At 67.3% G+C, this 16,886-nt stretch carries 10 protein-coding genes; 6 read left to right on the top strand and 4 right to left on the bottom strand.

All coding sequences use genetic code 11. The features are described from left to right. Nucleotides 1–6 precede the first annotated feature (6 nt). Nucleotides 7–930 carry a helix-turn-helix domain-containing protein gene (locus tag L324_RS15565; protein WP_037307940.1) on the top strand — a complete coding sequence of 308 codons (924 nt, stop codon included), beginning with the start codon at nucleotides 7–9 and terminating at the stop codon, nucleotides 928–930. Between the two features lie 1,361 nt (nucleotides 931–2,291). On the opposite strand, the gene L324_RS15555 is transcribed toward L324_RS15565, so the two are convergent. The 4 genes from L324_RS15555 to L324_RS15540 form a co-directional block, all read right to left on the bottom strand. Further along, complete coding sequence (locus L324_RS15555; RefSeq protein WP_328286151.1) at nucleotides 2,292–3,455, bottom strand: HNH endonuclease signature motif containing protein; 1,164 nt, start codon at nucleotides 3,453–3,455, stop codon at nucleotides 2,292–2,294. A gap of 155 nt (nucleotides 3,456–3,610) precedes the next feature. Next, a complete protein-coding gene (locus L324_RS15550) occupies nucleotides 3,611–8,494 on the bottom strand; it encodes a DNA repair ATPase (protein WP_037307934.1) in 4,884 nt (1,627 codons plus the stop codon). After that, entirely contained in the window at nucleotides 8,491–10,437 is a 1,947-nt protein-coding gene (locus tag L324_RS15545) for an SPFH domain-containing protein (protein ID WP_235783543.1), read from the bottom strand. The genes L324_RS15550 and L324_RS15545 overlap by 4 nt, the downstream gene beginning before the upstream one ends. 80 nt (nucleotides 10,438–10,517) lie before the next feature. Next, complete coding sequence (locus L324_RS15540) at nucleotides 10,518–11,102, bottom strand: hypothetical protein (protein ID WP_037307928.1); 585 nt, start codon at nucleotides 11,100–11,102, stop codon at nucleotides 10,518–10,520. A 594-nt stretch (nucleotides 11,103–11,696) separates the two neighbouring features. Between L324_RS15540 and L324_RS15535 the strand changes: the two genes are divergently transcribed. From L324_RS15535 to L324_RS15515, 5 genes are read left to right on the top strand one after another with little or no spacing between them, the layout of a single operon-like run. Further along, entirely contained in the window at nucleotides 11,697–12,149 is a 453-nt protein-coding gene (locus tag L324_RS15535) for a hypothetical protein (RefSeq protein ID WP_037307925.1), read from the top strand. A gap of 23 nt (nucleotides 12,150–12,172) precedes the next feature. Next, entirely contained in the window at nucleotides 12,173–14,272 is a 2,100-nt protein-coding gene (locus tag L324_RS15530) for a heterodisulfide reductase-related iron-sulfur binding cluster (RefSeq protein ID WP_037307922.1), read from the top strand. 48 nt (nucleotides 14,273–14,320) lie between these two features. Continuing rightward, nucleotides 14,321–15,235: a metal ABC transporter substrate-binding protein gene (locus L324_RS15525; protein WP_037307919.1), complete on the top strand. Its 915-nt coding sequence runs from the start codon at nucleotides 14,321–14,323 to the stop codon at nucleotides 15,233–15,235. Further along, entirely contained in the window at nucleotides 15,232–15,975 is a 744-nt protein-coding gene (locus L324_RS15520; RefSeq protein WP_037307916.1) for a metal ABC transporter ATP-binding protein, read from the top strand. The genes L324_RS15525 and L324_RS15520 overlap by 4 nt, the downstream gene beginning before the upstream one ends. Beyond that, nucleotides 15,972–16,865, top strand: a complete 894-nt coding sequence (locus tag L324_RS15515; protein WP_037307913.1) for a metal ABC transporter permease — start codon at nucleotides 15,972–15,974, stop codon at nucleotides 16,863–16,865. The genes L324_RS15520 and L324_RS15515 overlap by 4 nt, the downstream gene beginning before the upstream one ends. Nucleotides 16,866–16,886: the final 21 nt, after the last annotated feature.

The following is a 16,886-nucleotide window of genomic DNA, read 5'->3' as shown; positions in this document are numbered from 1 at the left end:
GCGCCCATGCCGGGCGGCAGGCTGACCCTGGAGGACCGTCGGCTGATCGCGACCTGGCTCAAGGACGGCCTCGGATACGCCGAGATCGCCCGGCGCCTCGGCCGCCCGACATCGACGATCAGCCGCGAGGTCGCGCGCAACAGCGGCCATTCCGGCTACCGCGCCGACGAAGCGAGCCGGGTCACCGGCGAACGGGCGCGGCGCCGCAAGCCCCACCCCCGCGCCGCCCCCGTCGTCACGAACGACTACGGGCGCGACCCGGAAGCCGTGCGCCGCTTCGAGGCGGACTTCACCGAGATGATGGTGGCCACCGGACTGCCCCGGATGATGTCGCGAGTGCTCGCGTGCCTGTCCGTCAGCGACGACGGCGTCCACACCGCGGCCGAACTCGCCCAGCGGCTCCAGGTGAGTCCGGCGTCGATCTCGAACGCCGTCCGCTACCTCGAAACGCAGGCCCTGCTCAAACGGGAACGCACCGGACGGCGCGAGCAGTACGTCATCGACGAGGAGATGCCCCAGCGGGTCTGGGCCGAAAGCGTCCGCGCGAACCAGGAATGGATCAAGATCGCCCGCCAGGGCGCCGAAGTCCTCGGCACCTCGACCCCGGCAGGTGCGCGTATGGACGATCTCTCCCGATTCCACGCGCGCATCAACGAAGTCATGCTGGATGACCGCGTCGCGGTCTACGTCGGCGACGCCCTGACCGCGCTGGCCGCCCTACTGCACGCTCGACGCGCGCTGTCGGTTCCGGCTCTCGCGGCGGCGCTGGGGTGGCCCGCTGAGCGGGTTTCGGCTGCTTTGCGGGTGGCGGAGGAGCATCCGCATGTCGCCGGTCCGGTGCGGGTGGTTTCTTGTGATGGTGGGTATCGGGCGGTTGCTTTGGTGGAACGGCTTACTGAGGAGCAGGTGGCGGCTTTGGGGGTGGGGTAGGTAGGGGTTCTGGGAGTGTCGTCGTTTTTCGGCGATGGGTTTCCGGGGCGGTGGTGCTGTCGCCGCTATTCGGCAGGGGAACCGGTACTGCTTCAGTCGCCCATGACAAGCCCGTCGCCACTGGCAACGCTGGGAAGATGCCTATGGCAGAGGCCAGCTTGTGCTGTCGCCATTTCTCGGCAATGGAGTACGTCTCCTGATCAGGAACCGGCGCGAAAGAGACCTGTCCGGTAGGGAAGCGGCACTGCTCCGATTACCCAAACCACACCCATCACCGCTGCCACCGCGGGGAAGACGCTCCCGGAAGGAGCCAGCTCGAGCTGTTGCCGTTTTTCGGCAATGGAGTGCGTCTGTGGGTCAGCAATCGGTGCGACTTCGGTCGTCAGGACCAAGTCGGCTGTAGTGGCGCTGCCACTAACAGGGCTACAGATACCCACTTCGAGTCAAGAGCGCGAAAGGCGCGCCTAGATGTCGCCGTTTTCCGGCGACGGGAGTCCCAGCCGGAGTTGCGGTCGCCACTATGCGGCGATGGAGTCCTGTCTTGACGGCACGGAAGACCTGTCCGGCAGGGAAGCGGCGCTGCTCCAGTTACCCAAGCCGCACACATCACCGCTGCCACCGCCGGGAAGACGCTCCCGGAAGGAGCCAGCTCGAGCAGTCGCCGTTTTTCGGCAATCGAGCGCGCCTGTTGGTCAGCAATCGGCGCGACTTCGGTCGTCAGGACCAAGTCGGCCGTACCGGCGCTGCCACTAACAGGGCTACAGATATCCACTTTGACTCAAGAGCGCGAAAGGCGCGCCTAGATGTCGCCGTTTTCCGGCGACGGGTCCAGCCCGGCGGCGCAAAATAGACCCGTCCGGCAGGGAACCGGTCCCGCTCCCACCGACCAAGCCACACCCATCACCGCCACATCGCCGGATAGGCACCCTGACAGGAGCCAGCTCGAGCTGTTGCCGTTTTTCGGCAATGGAGTACGTCTGTGGGTCAGCAATCGGCGCGACTTCGGTCGTCAGGACCAAGTCGGCCGTACCGGCGCTGCCACTAACAGGGCTACAGATATCCACTTTGACTCAAGAGCGCGAAAGGCGCGCCTAGACTGTCGCCGTTTTCCGGCGACGGGAGTCCCGCCCTGTGTTTGCTGTCGCCACTATCCGGCGACGGGAACCAGCCCCTGCGCCCCAGAAGAGGCCTACCCGACCGCGAACCAACACCTCTCCAGCAGCCAGCCAAGCCACCCCAGCCAGCCGAGAACGCCCAAGACGTGTCCACCGCTCAATGAAGCACTACAGAAGGCATCTACCGGTCAGGACACCAGGCCGGAGACCAGGCGAAGGCCGTCACCGTTTCCCGGCAACAGAGGCTCAGAACGGCGGCGGTTCCTCGCCCCAAAGACCTTCCGGCCGCGGCTCATGAAGCGGCGGCGGACTGCTGTCATACCTGCGCCCCGTCGGCGTAATGACCGTCAACGTCCCATCCGGCGCAAGCCGATAACCCCAACCAGGCTCATCCTTAAGCCGATGATCACGACGACAAAGATCGACCAACTCACCAGCAGCGGTATGACCACCGAATTGCCACGGCACCACATGATCCAGATCGCACGCCTGCGCGGGACGCCCGCACCCCGGTCTTCGACACTCACGATCCCGCACCCGCACGAACTCCCCCAGACCCGCCGACGGCCGATACCGATCCCGCCCCACATCCAGCACCTGCCCCGACAACGGATCCGTGACAATCCGCCGCNNCAGCCCAGCCGGGATCCGGCCATGCCCCGCCAACTCCGCCGGATCATCCCTCAACCCGAGATAGGTGAACAAATCCACATACAGAAACACCTCCGCCCGCTCACCCGCACCACCCCGCCCACCCAGCAACAGATCAAGCGCCACATCCGCCCGCAACTGATCCAACGTCCGGGACTCCCCACCCGCCCGCAACGCACGAGCCTCACGATCGATCCGCCGATACGCCGCGGTGACCTTCTCCACCGGGCCGTCCTCCACCTCGATCGACGCCACCCCCGCCTCCCCCTGCCGCAGACTCAGACGACGCCCCTCCCGATGCTGCGCGGCACGCCTGTCCGCACCCTCCCGGTCGACACTGATCGCCGCGTGATTCGCCGCCTTCCGGACCTGACCGGCATTCCTGCCCGGCAACCGACCCTCCAGCAACGCGTCCGCCGCACGCGCGTCCTCATCCGACAGCCACGCCGTCGCGGTGGCGACCTTCATCGCACCGAAACCACACAACTTCCCCTGATCCATCAACCCCAGAGTGCGCGGCAAACGTGTCGTCAACGCCTCAGCGGCCGCGACCATCGCACCCGCGTGACTGTCCACAAGAGACAACTCGAACGCCACCTCCTGCACCACACTCCGCGCACCCCCACGATGCCGGCTCAACTGCGCCAACGCCCGGAACCGCACCGCCTCCAACCGCGCGATCCCCGCCGACGCCGCCCGCGCCACAGCCACGGAATCCCTGCCATCCAACGAAACTACCGAACCATTGACCAACCCCAAAACGGAAGGATCAGTAAGCTCTTCGAGAAGCGCCACCGGCGCCTTGAAAGTATCCACCCCACGAACATACGACCGGCCACCGACAATTCCCGATCACACGCACACCACAGCCGTTACCGTTTTCCGGCAATGGGGAGTTCTCTCGCGAAAACCCTTCACATCACATCCCGCACAACCATCCGCTCCGAAGCCCGCTCGATAGCCGCTTCCACCGCGCCGACCCGGTCCGCCAGCAGGCCGACCGCGCCGACCGCGCGGCTCATCGGGTCCTCGTCGTCCCCGCCGAGTGCCTGTGCGCGCAGGTATGCCGCCTTCACGTCCGCCCACCGCTGCGCCTCCGAGGGGCCCAGCCGTCCGCGCAGTTCGGCCAATTTGAGGAGGTTGGCCTCGGCGCCCGAGGTCAGCGTCTGCGCCTCGCCGGCGTAGTGGTCGTCGATCAGCGCTTCGAGTTCGGCGTCGTTCATCGCGGGCACGATCCGGCCGGCCAGCTTGTTCATGTTCCGATACGAACCCTGTAGCTGGAACGGGGGTTCGACGCGGGACGCGTCCGCCTGCGCCGCCGAAGCGATGTAGGCCTGATTGTTCTTCAGCACGATCTGCTGCACCTTGATCAGTTTCCGCAGTACGGCGAGGATCTGTTCGAGTTCCGTCGCCGAATACGCGTGCTTCAGCTGATCCGCACGGACGGCGCCGTCGCCGCGGGCCAGTCGCACCAGAGTGTCCACATCGGACCGTTCGCGCGAGACGAGTGGTGCCAGCACGGTGTTCGCGGTGAGCGAGTTCTCGATGTAGCTCAGTGCGAACAGCTCTTCCTTGCCCGACAGTACATCGCCGAGGTTCCACACGTCCGCGCGGTTGGCGAGCATGTCCGGGATCCGGAACCGCTTGCCCTGTTCGGTGTACGGGTTACCGGCCATGCAGACCGCGAAGCGCTTGCCGCGCAGGTCGTAGGTCCGCGTGCGACCTTCCCAGACACCTTCCATCCGCCGCTGCGCGTCGCACAGCGAGATGAACTTCTGCAGCAGTTCCGGCGAGGTGTGCTGGATGTCGTCCAGGTACAGCAAGACGTTGTTGCCCTGCTCAAGCGCGAACGAGATCTTCTCGACCTCTTGCCGCGCGGTCGCGTTGGGCGCGTCCGCCGGATCCACCGACGTGACGTCGTGCCCGAGCGCGGGTCCGTTGACCTTGACGAAGACCAGCCCGAGACGGCTCGCCACGTACTCCATCAGCGTCGTTTTGCCGTACCCCGGTGGCGAGATGAGGAGCAGCAAGCCGGACTGGTCGGTGCGGCGGGCATCGCCGGTTGCGCCGAGTTGCTTGGCGAGGTTGTCGCCGATCAACGGCAGGTAGACCTCGTCAAGCAGCCGGTTGCGCACGAAGGCGCTCATCACCTTCGGCTTGTACTCCGTCAGCCGCAGCCTGTCCCGCTCGGCCGCCACCAGTTCGTTGCGCTGTCGCTGATACGCGCGGAAACCCGGCACCCGATCCCGCCGAAAGCGCTGCGTCCTGGCCAGCGTCTCGTCGAGCCGCAGGGTCAGTGACCGGTTGACGATCCGCGGATGCGAACCGAGCAGACCGTCCACAGTGGCCGCAAGTTCCGCCGACGAGTCGTAGCGCGGCAGGTCGGCCAATTCGATCGCGACAGCCTCCGCCAGTTCGTCAGCGGGCAACCCAGCGGAGTCCACAAAGGACGAAAGCCACGCTTCGGCGAGCTGATGGCGGTCGGCGAGATCGTCGAGCGCGCGCAGGTCTTCGGCGAAACTGCGCCTGTCGAGCCGGAACTTGTCAAGCAGTGTCCGCGCGCCGCCGCTGGTGACGAAACCCGGTGACGCGTCGGCCAATTCCTCGAACAGGTACTCGCCGGCGAATTCGAAGTCGAGTGACAGACCCGAGTTCTCGGCGAACGCGGCCATCGCGTCGGTGAATTCCTTGGCCAGCGCGTCGATCGCCGTGGTGTGCCCGAACGCTTCACGCACCCGCGCGAGCGAGGCTGCCCGCGTCGTCCAGGCGCCCTTCGCCGCTTCTTCCGCGCCGAATGCCCAGAACAGTTGTGCGGCCGCCCTCGCGGCGGGCGGATAACGCAGCAAACCGGCGGCGGAACGCAGGCGCAGCAACGCCGAAAGGATCGCGGCGGCGTCGTGGTCGTGCACTCCGCGCGCGTATCCCTCGTCGTAGCGGTCCCCTGCCACCCGCCGGACGACGCCGAGCAGGTCGGCGTCGAGCAGGTCCGGCTCTTCGGACAGGATCGACGTCGCGAGGTACTCGGCGCGGTAGACCTCGGGCGATTCCGAGACCAGCAACTGGTCCCAGTACGGCCTCGTCGCCTCGAACGACTCGTCCCGTACGGGAGACCGGTAGTCGGTCCCGGTGATCGCGAACTTCATCCCGCCCTCGTGCGGGACCAGTGTGAGATCGATGTCCTGGGTGTTGACCGCGAAGGTGTTGCGGCCGAGGCGGATCGTCTCGCCGCCCTCGCCGTAGAGGTCGAGCCGGTCGCGCAGCGCGCGGCCCGCTTCCTGGCGGGCGGCCTTGACCCGGCCTTCGAGTTCTTCGGCACGCACCTGGTCGCCGAGGCCACGCAGTTCGGTGACGACGCTGCGCAGTTTCGCGACCATCGGGTCAGAGGCGAAATAGGTGTTGATCTCGTCGACCGAACCGAGCGTGCCGACCCGCCGGGTCACACTCGCGAGGATCCGCTCCGCCGAATCGACCAGCCGGTCCGCGCGGCGCGCCCGCTCGTCGAGCAGCGCCTGTTTTCGCGAGGAGAACGCCTCGTAGACGTCGGTGCGCTTCTCCCCCAGCGACACCAGGAAGTCGTCGAACTCGCCGAACCGCGATTCGAGGTTTTCCAGCTGCAGCAGCAATCTGCCGAGCTGTTCGTCGCAGCGGTCCGGGGTGTCCGCCACTGCGACCCCACCGGTGATCGCCTGGGCGAGCAGCGCGAACTCGGCGGCGAACTCGGCCCGGCCCTCGGTCTCCAGCAGTTCCTTGCGCCGCGCTTCGAGGGTGGCCCTCGCGCGGTTGACCCCGCCGATGACCTCGCCGACGCGTTCCAGGATCCGGGTCCGCACCACGGCGTCCGCGATCTCCAGCCCGCCGACGACGTCGGTGAGGACTTCGAGCCCGCCGGATTGCTCGTCCAGCCGTTCGGCGACGGGAAGCGCTTCGGCGACGGTGGCGATCGCGCCCGCGGCGGCGATCAGCCCGTCGACCTCGGCGTGATAGCTCGTGAACGCGTCCTCGCCCTGCAGGAACCGCACGGCGCGCTGCGCGGCCTCGCCGAATTCCGTGTCGAGGTCGGCGATCAGCTTGTCCACGCGGCCGGTGTCGACATACCGCAGTTCCCGCACGGTGACGAGATGTCCCCGCGCGCGGTGCATTTCGGCGAGGCGCCGCACCCACGCGTCGGCCGCGTTCAGTGCCTCGCCGCGGACCCTGCGCACCAGCGACGCGGTTTCCGCTGCCGCCTCGTCGACGGCTTCGGCCGCCTGCGCGGTGAGCGAGGTGACCGTCTCGAACTCGTCGAGCACCTGTTCCGCGGTGACCCGGACCTCCGACAGCGGCGCCCGCAGATCGCCGAGTTCGGTCTCGCCGAGCCAGTGGTAGTGATCGAAGACGCGGGAGCACGCGGCGATCAGGGCCTCGAACACCGCCGCCGACGGCGCCATCTCGTCGACCATCCGGCCGATCGAGAGGCAGTCGGAGATCCCGCGGACCAGATCCGCGTTGCCGACCCGCTCCAGCGGCCCTGTACCGGCCGGCTGCGACGCGGCGTAGGTGTCGGACTGGAACGGCGTCCGCCACACCTGCATCGGGTGCACACGGCTCGGCTCGTCGGACAGCGCCCGGAACAGCACCATCGTGCCGTCGTCGAACAGCGAGTACCCGTGACACGGGATCGGGTTCGAGACCTCTTTGCGGATCACGTTGTACGGCAGGAGAAGCGTGCGCCCCTCGGCCCGCGCGTGGAAGACGTAGAGCACGTCCTCCCCGTTGGGCGAGCGGATCACGCGCTCGAATTCGAGACCGTCCACAGTGGTGTCGAACGTCTTGCTGACACCGGTGTCGAGGTAGTAGCCGCCGGGGAAGATGATCCCGTGGTCCTCGGGCAGCCGTTGGCACGCCTGTCCGATCCCGTCGAGGCGCACGACGTCGCGCGTGCGGGTGTTGAACACCAGGTACCGGTATTCGGTCTCCTTGTACGGCAACATCCGCAGCAGGATCAGCGGGCCGATCCTGGCGTAGGAGACCTCGGCGTCGGCCAGGCTCTGCAGTGGCTCGTCGACCGGTTCGGAGTAGACGCCCTCGCCGGTTTCGGTGTTGTTCTCGACCTTGATCGTCAGGTTGCCGCCGACGGTCTCGACGAACACCTCGTCCTCGATCGAGATATGCGGATGCCGCCCGAGGACGTGCTGCTCGCGGCTGGTCTCGATCCATTCGAAGTCGTGCGACGGCGGGAAGACGTGGTCGCGTTCCCCTCTGCTGTCCACATAGGACACCGTGCCGTCGGCGGCGATCCCCCAGCGCAGCACGCGGATGTCCTCGGTCCGCGGACCGATCTGGAACACCGCGAGCAGCTTGCCCTCGACCCGCCGCAGCTGCAGCAGCTTCGCCTGCCGGTAGTACCGGTACAGCTCGGCGAAGTCACGGACGAACTGCCCGTCGCGCAACAGCCCCGGCAGTTCTTCGGACGGCACGTCGTCGAAGCGGAAGGCCTCTTCGTCGTGGCTGAAGCCGTGCAGCGAGAAGACGTCGTCGACCGTCGTCTCGGGTTTGAGCCCGATGAAGACGTTGTAGCCGAACAACATCCGCCCGCCGACCGAGACGACGTCCCTCGGCACGCAGTTGTTCGCGGTCCGGATCCGCTCGGTGCCGATCAGCGCGAGCTGCGCGCTGCCGAACACACCCAGCCGTGCCGTGTTGAGTTCGTCCGCGCGTTTGGCCAGTTCGGCGGCCTGTGCGGCGAGCCGGGCGCGGAGCACCTCATAGGTGCCCGCGTCCAGCTGCTCCGTTCGTGCCGCCGGTTCGGTCGTCGTCACTGCTTCGCGGGGGCGAGGGCGGCCACGGACGTGTCGGCGAGGCCGAGCCGCTGCGCCATCGACAGCAGCTCACGCAGCTTGTCGCTGTCCGGGCCGCCCGCCTGCAGCTGCTTGGCCAGGAACGCCGACAGCGTCAGGTTCTTCACGTCCTCCGTGCTCACCGAACCGACCAGCTTCGTCAGGTCGTCGGTGAAGCTGCCCGAACCGTCGAGCCACGACTTCCCGAGCGTCTGGACGACGTCGGAATGCTCGACGAACCCGTCCACGCTCCTGGCGAGCCCGATCGAGCCGATCACCTTCTCGAAGAACATCGTCTCGCCGCCGACGATGTCGATGTCGGCCTTCTCCAGCCCGATCCCGAGGACCGTGGCCTGCGCCTCGGCGACCTCACGCTGCACGTTGAGCGCGGCGAGCCGGATCTCCTTCTCGGCTTCCAGGCGCAGGCGGTATTCCTCGTGCTCGCGGCTGGCGCTGTCGAGCGCGGCCATCGCGGCGGCCTTCTCGGTGAGACCTTCGGCCTCGCCCTTGAGCTTGTCGCGCATGCCGTCGGCGAGCACGATCGCCTTCTCGCGCGCGACGATCGCCTCGGCCCGGCCAACCTTCTCCAGCGCGTCGGCGTCGCGTTCCTTGACCTGCGCCGCGGCCAGCCCGACGGCGGCCTCCTCGGCCTGGATCCCCTCGGCCAGGCGGATCTTCGCGCGGGTCTCCAGTTCGGCGGTCTGCTGACGTGCCTCGGCCAGCGTCAGTTCCTCGCGGGCCTTGTGTTTCGAGGCCGCCTCGGCGGCTTCCGCGGCCTTGATGTCCTTGACCAGGCTCTCCTGCGCCTCCGCCTCGGCCCTGATGATGATGGCCTCGCGCTGGCGCTCCGCCTCCTCGACGACACGGAGCTTCTTGATGATCTCTTCCTGCTCCGCCACCGTCTTCTCGACCGCGATCCGCTCGCGGATCACCTCGGCGATCGAGCGCTTCTCGGTCTCGACTTCCTTGTCCTTGGCGATCCGGGACAATTCGGTCTCGCGTTCGCGGCCGATGACCTCCAGCAGGCGATCCTTCTCGATGCGCTCGCTCTCGATGGCGATGACGCGCTCGCGGTTCTTGCCCGCGACCTCGATCTCGCGCTGCTGGTTCTGGTGCTGGATCCCCAGCTGTTCGTCCGTGCGCAGCCCGGCGGCCTGCGACTTGAGCCGCTCCTCGGCCTGGACCTTGGCGATCTCCGCCTCTTCGCGCGCCCGCATGGTCTCGACCTCGCGGCGCTGCTTGATCTCGGCGTCGGCCTGCCGCCGCTCCAGTTCGAGGATCGCCTCCCTGGCGTCCACGTTCTGCCGGGTGATCTCCTTTTCCTCACCGCGGCGGAATTCGTTGGTGCGCACGTGCTCGATCGCGGTCAGCTCGGTGATCTTGCGGATACCCTGCGCGTCGAGGATGTTCGCGGAATCGAGCTGCGCCATCGGCGTCTGCTCGAGGTAGTCGATGGCCGCGTCTTCGAGGCTGTACCCGTTGAGGTCGGTGCCGATGACGCGGATGATCTGGTCGCGGAACTCGTGGCGTTTGGTGTAGAGGTCCACGAAGTCGAGCTGCTTGCCGACGGTCTTCAACGCCTCGGAGAACTTGGCGTTGAACAGCTCCTGCAGGGTCGCCTCGTGGCTGGCCCGTTCGGTGCCGATCGCCTGCGCCACCTTGATCACGTCTTCGACGGTCTTGTTGACCCGCACGAAGAACGAGATCCGGATGTCGGCGCGGATGTTGTCCCGGCAGATCAGGCCTTCGCGGCCGGTGCGGGTGATCTCCATCGCCTTGACCGAGGTGTCCATGATCTCGGCCTTGTGCAGCACCGGAAGGACGATCGCGCCGGTGAACGTGACGTCGACCCGGCGGACCTTCGAGATGATCAGCGCCTTCCCCTGCGGCACCTTTTTGAACAACCTGGTGATGGTGAAGAGCAAGACCAGGAGGATGACAACTATCACGGCGATCAGAACGCCGGCCCCCACGCTGATGGCACCCATAGTGTTCCTTTTCTGCTTCAGATGTCCAAGGACTCGACCCAGAAGAACTCGCCTTCGGAGTCGTAGTCATAGAGAACTACGCGGCTGCCCGCCGTGAGGTTGCCTTCGCCCGCCTGGCGAACGTCCACAATGGCCGTCGACCCGTCGGCGGCGGCGACCTCGGCCTGGCCGAAGTCGTGGGTCACCGACGAGGTCCGGATGACCGCGGCGCGGCCGACGAAGTCCATCCTGCTCGGCTCCTTCGCGGAACCGAAGACGCGGCGTAGCGGCACTACGACCGCCCTCGTCCCGAGCGTGCCGAGCACGAGCGCGACGACGAGCACGCCCGTCCCGAGGCCGATCCTCGAAGGTGTCGAAAGCTCCAGATCATCGAGAAGAACCGTCCCTGCCAGGCTGGCGAACCAGGTGAATGCGATCAGCAAAGAGAGCGAAAGCGACAGCGGGACCCCACCGAAGCCCGCCAGGAGGCCGTCGCCGCCGTCGAAGTCGTCGGTGTCGACGGCGCCGAGCAGTGCCAGCAGCCAGTAGCCGATCACCACGATCAGCAGGAAGCTGAAAAGCACGGCCGGGAACCCCAGAGCCGCGGTGACGAACCCGCCCATCGCCGTCGTTCCCTCCCCCATTACCCCGGGTCAGGACTATAACCAGCGCGTGACGCCCGGCGGGCGGTTTTCGGCTACGAGTGGGTCACGGTGTGCGCAACCGTGCGGTACCGCCTTGCGCCCGCATTTCGTCCTCTGAATGCACTCCCCCGGGTGCCCGGCGTTGCATTTCGTCCTCTGGATGCGCTCCCCCGCCAACCCTGACTGCTGCGTTTAGTCCTCTGGATGCGTGCCCTTCCCCGCCGTCTCTGCCGGGTGGGTGTCGCGAAGGCTCCCCTTGAGACGCTCATCGTCCTGAAGGGGGCCTTTGGGACACCCGCCCCGGCGAGCGACGGCAGGGCAGCTCGCCCCGATCCACCGCATTTCGTCCTCTGGATGCGCTCCCCCGCCAACCCTGACTGCTGCGTTTAGTCCTCTGGATGCGTGTCTCGGGTGCCCGGGGTTGCGTTTAGTCCTCTGGATGCGGAGCGAGAGGGGGTTACGCCGACCGGAGGCGGTGATGCCATCCGGTTGGACCTGTCGCGGCCCCGGGAGCGAGCCCTACTCTCCAGTATTGAGAGTGACACAGGACACACCACGGTCTTGGGAGGCTCCATGGGGTGGCACGTTCGCGAAGTGATCGACGAGGATCAGCGCGAACGGCGGATCCGCCATGTCACCCGATGCCTGAGTTGCACGCTCACCTGCGTCCATTGTGGACTCCCGACGCGTTTTTCCCTTCCCCCAGGGCATCCCGGCCTCGGCGTCGTCGAGCACCTGCCCGGCGTGACCACGCCCGGCCTGCCGGACCTCGCCCTCCTGCACCGGTTCTGCCGGGACAACCTCACGACGGGAACCGGGGTCGCCCTCAGGCGCGCCTACCTCGGACTGGCGACCGAGCTCTTCGAAACGGGGCGGCGGATCCGCTGCCACCAAAGGCGAAGTCACCAAAGACTCGGCGTGCACCCGCCACGGCCGGGACATCTCGAGGTCTACCGGAAACGGTGGCGAGTGGCCAAAATGCGGTACGCCTGCAAGGCGTGCCGGTACTACACCGGCTCTCACTGAGCCGATTCTCCCCCGGAGGGCTCGTGCTCGTTCGTCTCATCCTCGGTCTGCTCATCACCGTCGTCGGTCTCGCCTTCGCCGCCCGCCGCGCCGCCTGGCTCTACCGGCTGATCCGGTCCGGCCAGCCGGACGAGAAACGCTCGGACGTCATGGCCGTCCGCGCGAAAACGCATCTGGCCGAGGTCTTCGGGCAGCGCAAACTGCTGAAGTGGTCGGTTCCCGGGCTCGCGCATCTGTTCACGTTCTGGGGTTTCGTGATCCTCGGGTCGGTCTACGTCGAGGCGTACGGCGCCCTGTTCGACCACGACTTCCACATCCCGCTCATCGGTCACTGGGCGGTACTGGGCTTCCTGCAGGATTTCATCGCGGTCGCCGTACTCGTCTCGCTCGCGGTCTTCGCGGTCATCCGGATCCGGCAGGCCCCGGAGCGCAAGGACCGCGCGTCCCGGTTCTTCGGCTCGCACACCGGTGGCGCCTGGCTGATCCTGTTCATGATCTTCAACGTGATCTGGACGATGTTCCTCTTCCGCGGCGCGTCGGCGGCGGTCGGCGTCTTCCCGTACGAGTCGGGCGCGTGGGTCTCCCTCGGCGTCGGGGAACTCCTGGAGCCGCTGGGGCCCGCGTTCAACGAACCACTGGAGACCGTGGGGCTGCTGCTGCACATCGGCGTGATGCTGGCGTTCCTGTCCATCGTGCTCTACTCCAAGCACCTGCACATCTTCCTGGCACCGGTCAACGTCACCGCCAAACGGCTCCCGGACGCCCTCGGCCCGCTGCTGCCGATGGAATCGGACGGCAAGCCGATCGACTTCGAGGATCCCGGCGAAGACGACACCTTCGGCCGCGGCAAGATCGAGGACTTCACCTGGAAGGGCATGCTCGACTTCGCCACCTGCACGGAATGCGGCCGCTGCCAGTCGCAGTGCCCGGCGTGGAACACCGGGAAACCGTTGTCCCCCAAGCTGTTGATCATGGACCTGCGCGACCACCTCTTCGAGAAGGCGCCCTACATCCTGGACGGCAAGGAAGCTCCCGAAGAGCGTCCTCTCGTCGGCACCAAAGAGGACTTCGGCGTGATCGACCCGGACGTCCTCTGGTCCTGCACCACCTGCGGCGCGTGCGTCGAACAGTGCCCGGTCGACATCGAGCATGTCGACCACGTCGTCGACATGCGCCGCTACCAGGTGATGATCGAATCCGCGTTCCCGAGCGAACTCGGCGTTCTGTTCAAGAACCTGGAGACCAAGGGAAACCCTTGGGGCCAGAACAATGCCGACCGCCTCGCCTGGACGAAGGACCTCGGTTTCGAGGTCCCGATCTTCGACGGCGAACTCGCCGACGACGTCGAGTACGTCTATTGGGTCGGCTGCGCGGGCGCCTTCGACGACAACGCCCGCAAGACCGTCCGCGCCACCGCGGAACTACTGCATCTGGCCGGGGTCAAGTACACGATCCTCGGTACCGACGAGTCCTGCACCGGCGACCCGGCCCGCCGCTCCGGCAACGAGTTCCTGTTCCAGATGCTCGCGCAGCAGACCGTCGAGACGCTGAACGCGGTGTTCGAAGGCCGCGAGCCGGGCACGCGCAAGATCGTCACCACCTGCCCGCACTGTCTCAACACCCTCGGCCGCGAGTACCCGCAACTGGACGGGCACTACGAGGTCCTCCACCACACGCAACTGCTGAACCGGCTCGTCCGCGCGGGCAAGCTGACCCCGGTCAAACCGGTCGACGCCGGACCGGTGACCTACCACGACCCCTGCTACCTCGGCCGCCACAACAAGGTCTACGAACCGCCGCGCGAACTCGTCGGCGCGACCGGCGCGACACTGAGCGAGATGCCCCGGCACGCCGACCGCTCACTGTGCTGCGGCGCCGGCGGCGCGCGGATGTGGATGGAGGAGCAGATCGGCAAGCGCATCAACCTCGAACGCGTCGACGAGGCGCTCGGCACGGACGCCGAGACCATCGTCACCGGCTGCCCGTTCTGCCGCGTGATGCTGAACGACGGCCTCGTCCAGCGCCAGAGCGAGCAGCGTGGCCAGAACGTCACCGTGCGCGACGTCTCCCAGCTCCTGCTGGAAACGGTGAAGGAACGCGACCGGACGACCACGGAGATTTAAGGCACACGAGAGTTGGAAGTTCGGCACACCGAACTCTAGACTCACGGGATGGCGAATCTCGGCAAGACCGTGTGCGCGCTCGCGGCCGCGGCACTCGTGCTGTCCGCGTGCGGCGGCCCCAGCGCCGGTCAAAGCGACAGCAGGCCCGTCGTGCTGACCACGTTCACGGTCCTCGCCGACATCGCCTCGAACATCGCGGGCGACAAGCTCCGGGTCGAGTCGATCACCAAGCCCGGTGCGGAGATCCACGGTTACGAGCCCACCCCGGACGACATCAAGAAGGCCGCGAAGGCCGATCTGATCCTCGACAACGGGCTGAACCTGGAGGCCTGGTTCGCTCGCTTCGTCTCCGAGAGCGACGCGCCGCACAAGGTGGTCAGCGAAGGCGTCCAGCCGATCGCCATCGGCGAAGACGCCTATCAGGGCAAGCCGAACCCGCACGCGTGGATGTCGCCGAAGAACGTCGGGATCTACGTCGACAACATGGTTAAGGCGTTCAGCGAGGTCTCCTCGGGCGACGCCGCCGTGTTCAAGGCCAACGGTGACGCCTACAAGGCGAAACTGCAGCAGGTGCAGGACGAGATGACCGGCGCGCTGAGCGGCCTGCCGCGAAACGAGCGCGCGCTTGTCACCTGCGAGGGCGCCTTCTCCTACCTGGCGCGCGACACCGGCCTCACCGAGCGGTACATCTGGGCGGTCAACGCCGAACAGCAGGCCACTCCGCAGCAGATCACCCGCGCCATCGAATTCGTCAAGCAGAACAAGGTCCCCGCGGTCTTCTGCGAATCGACCGTCTCCGACGCCCCGATGCGCCAGGTCGTCTCCGCGACCGGTGCCGCGTTCGGCGGCGTCCTCTACGTCGACTCCCTGTCCGGCCCCGAAGGCCCGGTGCCGACCTACCTCGACCTCATCCGCCACGACTCGAAGACGATCGTGGCCGCGCTCACCGGGGCGAAGCCGTGACCGCCGCGATCCGCGTCGAAGACGTCACCGTCCACTACGGCGAGGTCCTCGCGCTCGACGGTGTCGACGTCAGCCTCGAACACGGCCGCGTGTGCGGGCTGGTCGGGATGAACGGCTCCGGGAAGTCGACGCTGTTCAAGACGATCATGGGGATGGTCCGGCCGGACACCGGCACGGTGTCGGTCGACGGCGGCCCGCCCGCCCGGGCCCGCAAAACCGGCGCGATCGGCTACGTGCCGCAAAGCGAGGACGTCGACTGGTCGTTCCCGCTTTCGGTCCGCGACGTGGTGATGACCGGCCGTTACGGGCATCTCGGCTTCACCCGGCGGCCTCGCCGGGCCGACCACGAAGCCGTCGAGCAGGCACTCGAGCGGGTGGAACTGACCGAACTCGCCGGCCGCCAGATCGGGCAGCTGTCCGGCGGTCAGCGCAAACGCGCGTTCGTCGCGCGCGGGATCGCGCAGGGCGCCCGGGTCCTGCTGCTCGACGAGCCGTTCGCCGGCGTGGACAAACGGTCCGAGGCCACGATCACGCGCCTGCTCAAGGAACTCGCGGCCGACGGCGCCGCCGTCCTGATCTCCACCCACGACCTGCACGCGCTGCCCGGCCTCGCCGACGAAGCGATCCTGCTCATGCGCAAGGTGCTCGCGCACGGCTCCCCCGGCGAGGTGCTCCGGCCCGAGAACCTCGCGCTGGCCTTCGGACTCGATGTCCTGCAACGGGAAGAAGAACCCGCGTGAGCCTCTACGACCTCCTCCTCGAACCACTGAACTACGGCTTCATGGTCCGGGCGCTGGCCTCCACGGTCGTCGCTTCCCTGGTCTGCGCGGTGCTCTCCTGCTGGCTGGTGCTGATCGGCTGGTCACTGATGGGCGACGCGGTCTCCCACGCGGTGCTGCCCGGCGTCGTCCTCGCGTACATCCTCGGCGCGCCCTTCGCGTTGGGCGCCGTCGTCTTCGGTTTCCTCGCCGTGGCCCTGATCGGGGTGGTCCGCGACACCAGCCGGGTCAAGGAGGACGCCGCGATCGGCATCGTGTTCACCACGCTGTTCGCGCTCGGGCTCGTGCTGATCTCGGTGACACCGAGCCAGACCGACCTGAACCACATCATCTTCGGCAACCTGCTCGGCGTCGACACCTCGGACCTGATCCAGATCGGCGTCCTCGGCGCGCTCACCCTCGCCCTGCTGGTGCTCAAACGCCGCGATTTCACCTTGTACGCCTTCGATCCCACGCACGCGCACGCCATCGGCCTCAACCCGCGGCTGCTCGGCGCGGCGCTGCTGGGGCTGCTCGCGCTGACCTCGGTGGTCGCGCTGCAGGTGGTCGGCGTGATCCTGGTGGTGGCGATGCTGATCATCCCGGGTGCGACGGCGTACCTGCTGACCGACCGGTTCGGCCGCATGCTCGTGATCGCGCCGTCGTTCTCGGTGCTCGCGGCGGTGACCGGGCTGTACCTGAGCTACCACCTCGACACCGCGTCCGGCGGGATGATCGTGCTGGTGCAGGGTGCCGGGTTCACGCTCGTGTACCTGTTCGGGCCGCGGCACGGGATCGTCGGGAAGCGGCTGGCCAAGCGCAGGCGGGAAGCCGCGCGGGCGGGCCACCCTCAGGACGTCCCACTGTCCTGAGGGTGGCCCTCACGTGCCACG

Origin of the sequence: Amycolatopsis orientalis DSM 40040 = KCTC 9412 (genome assembly GCF_000478275.1) — a bacterium.
GTDB classification, from domain to species: domain Bacteria; phylum Actinomycetota; class Actinomycetes; order Mycobacteriales; family Pseudonocardiaceae; genus Amycolatopsis; species Amycolatopsis orientalis.
Note: the sequence above shows the minus strand (reverse complement) of the source record. Positions and strands in the feature narration are given on the sequence as shown.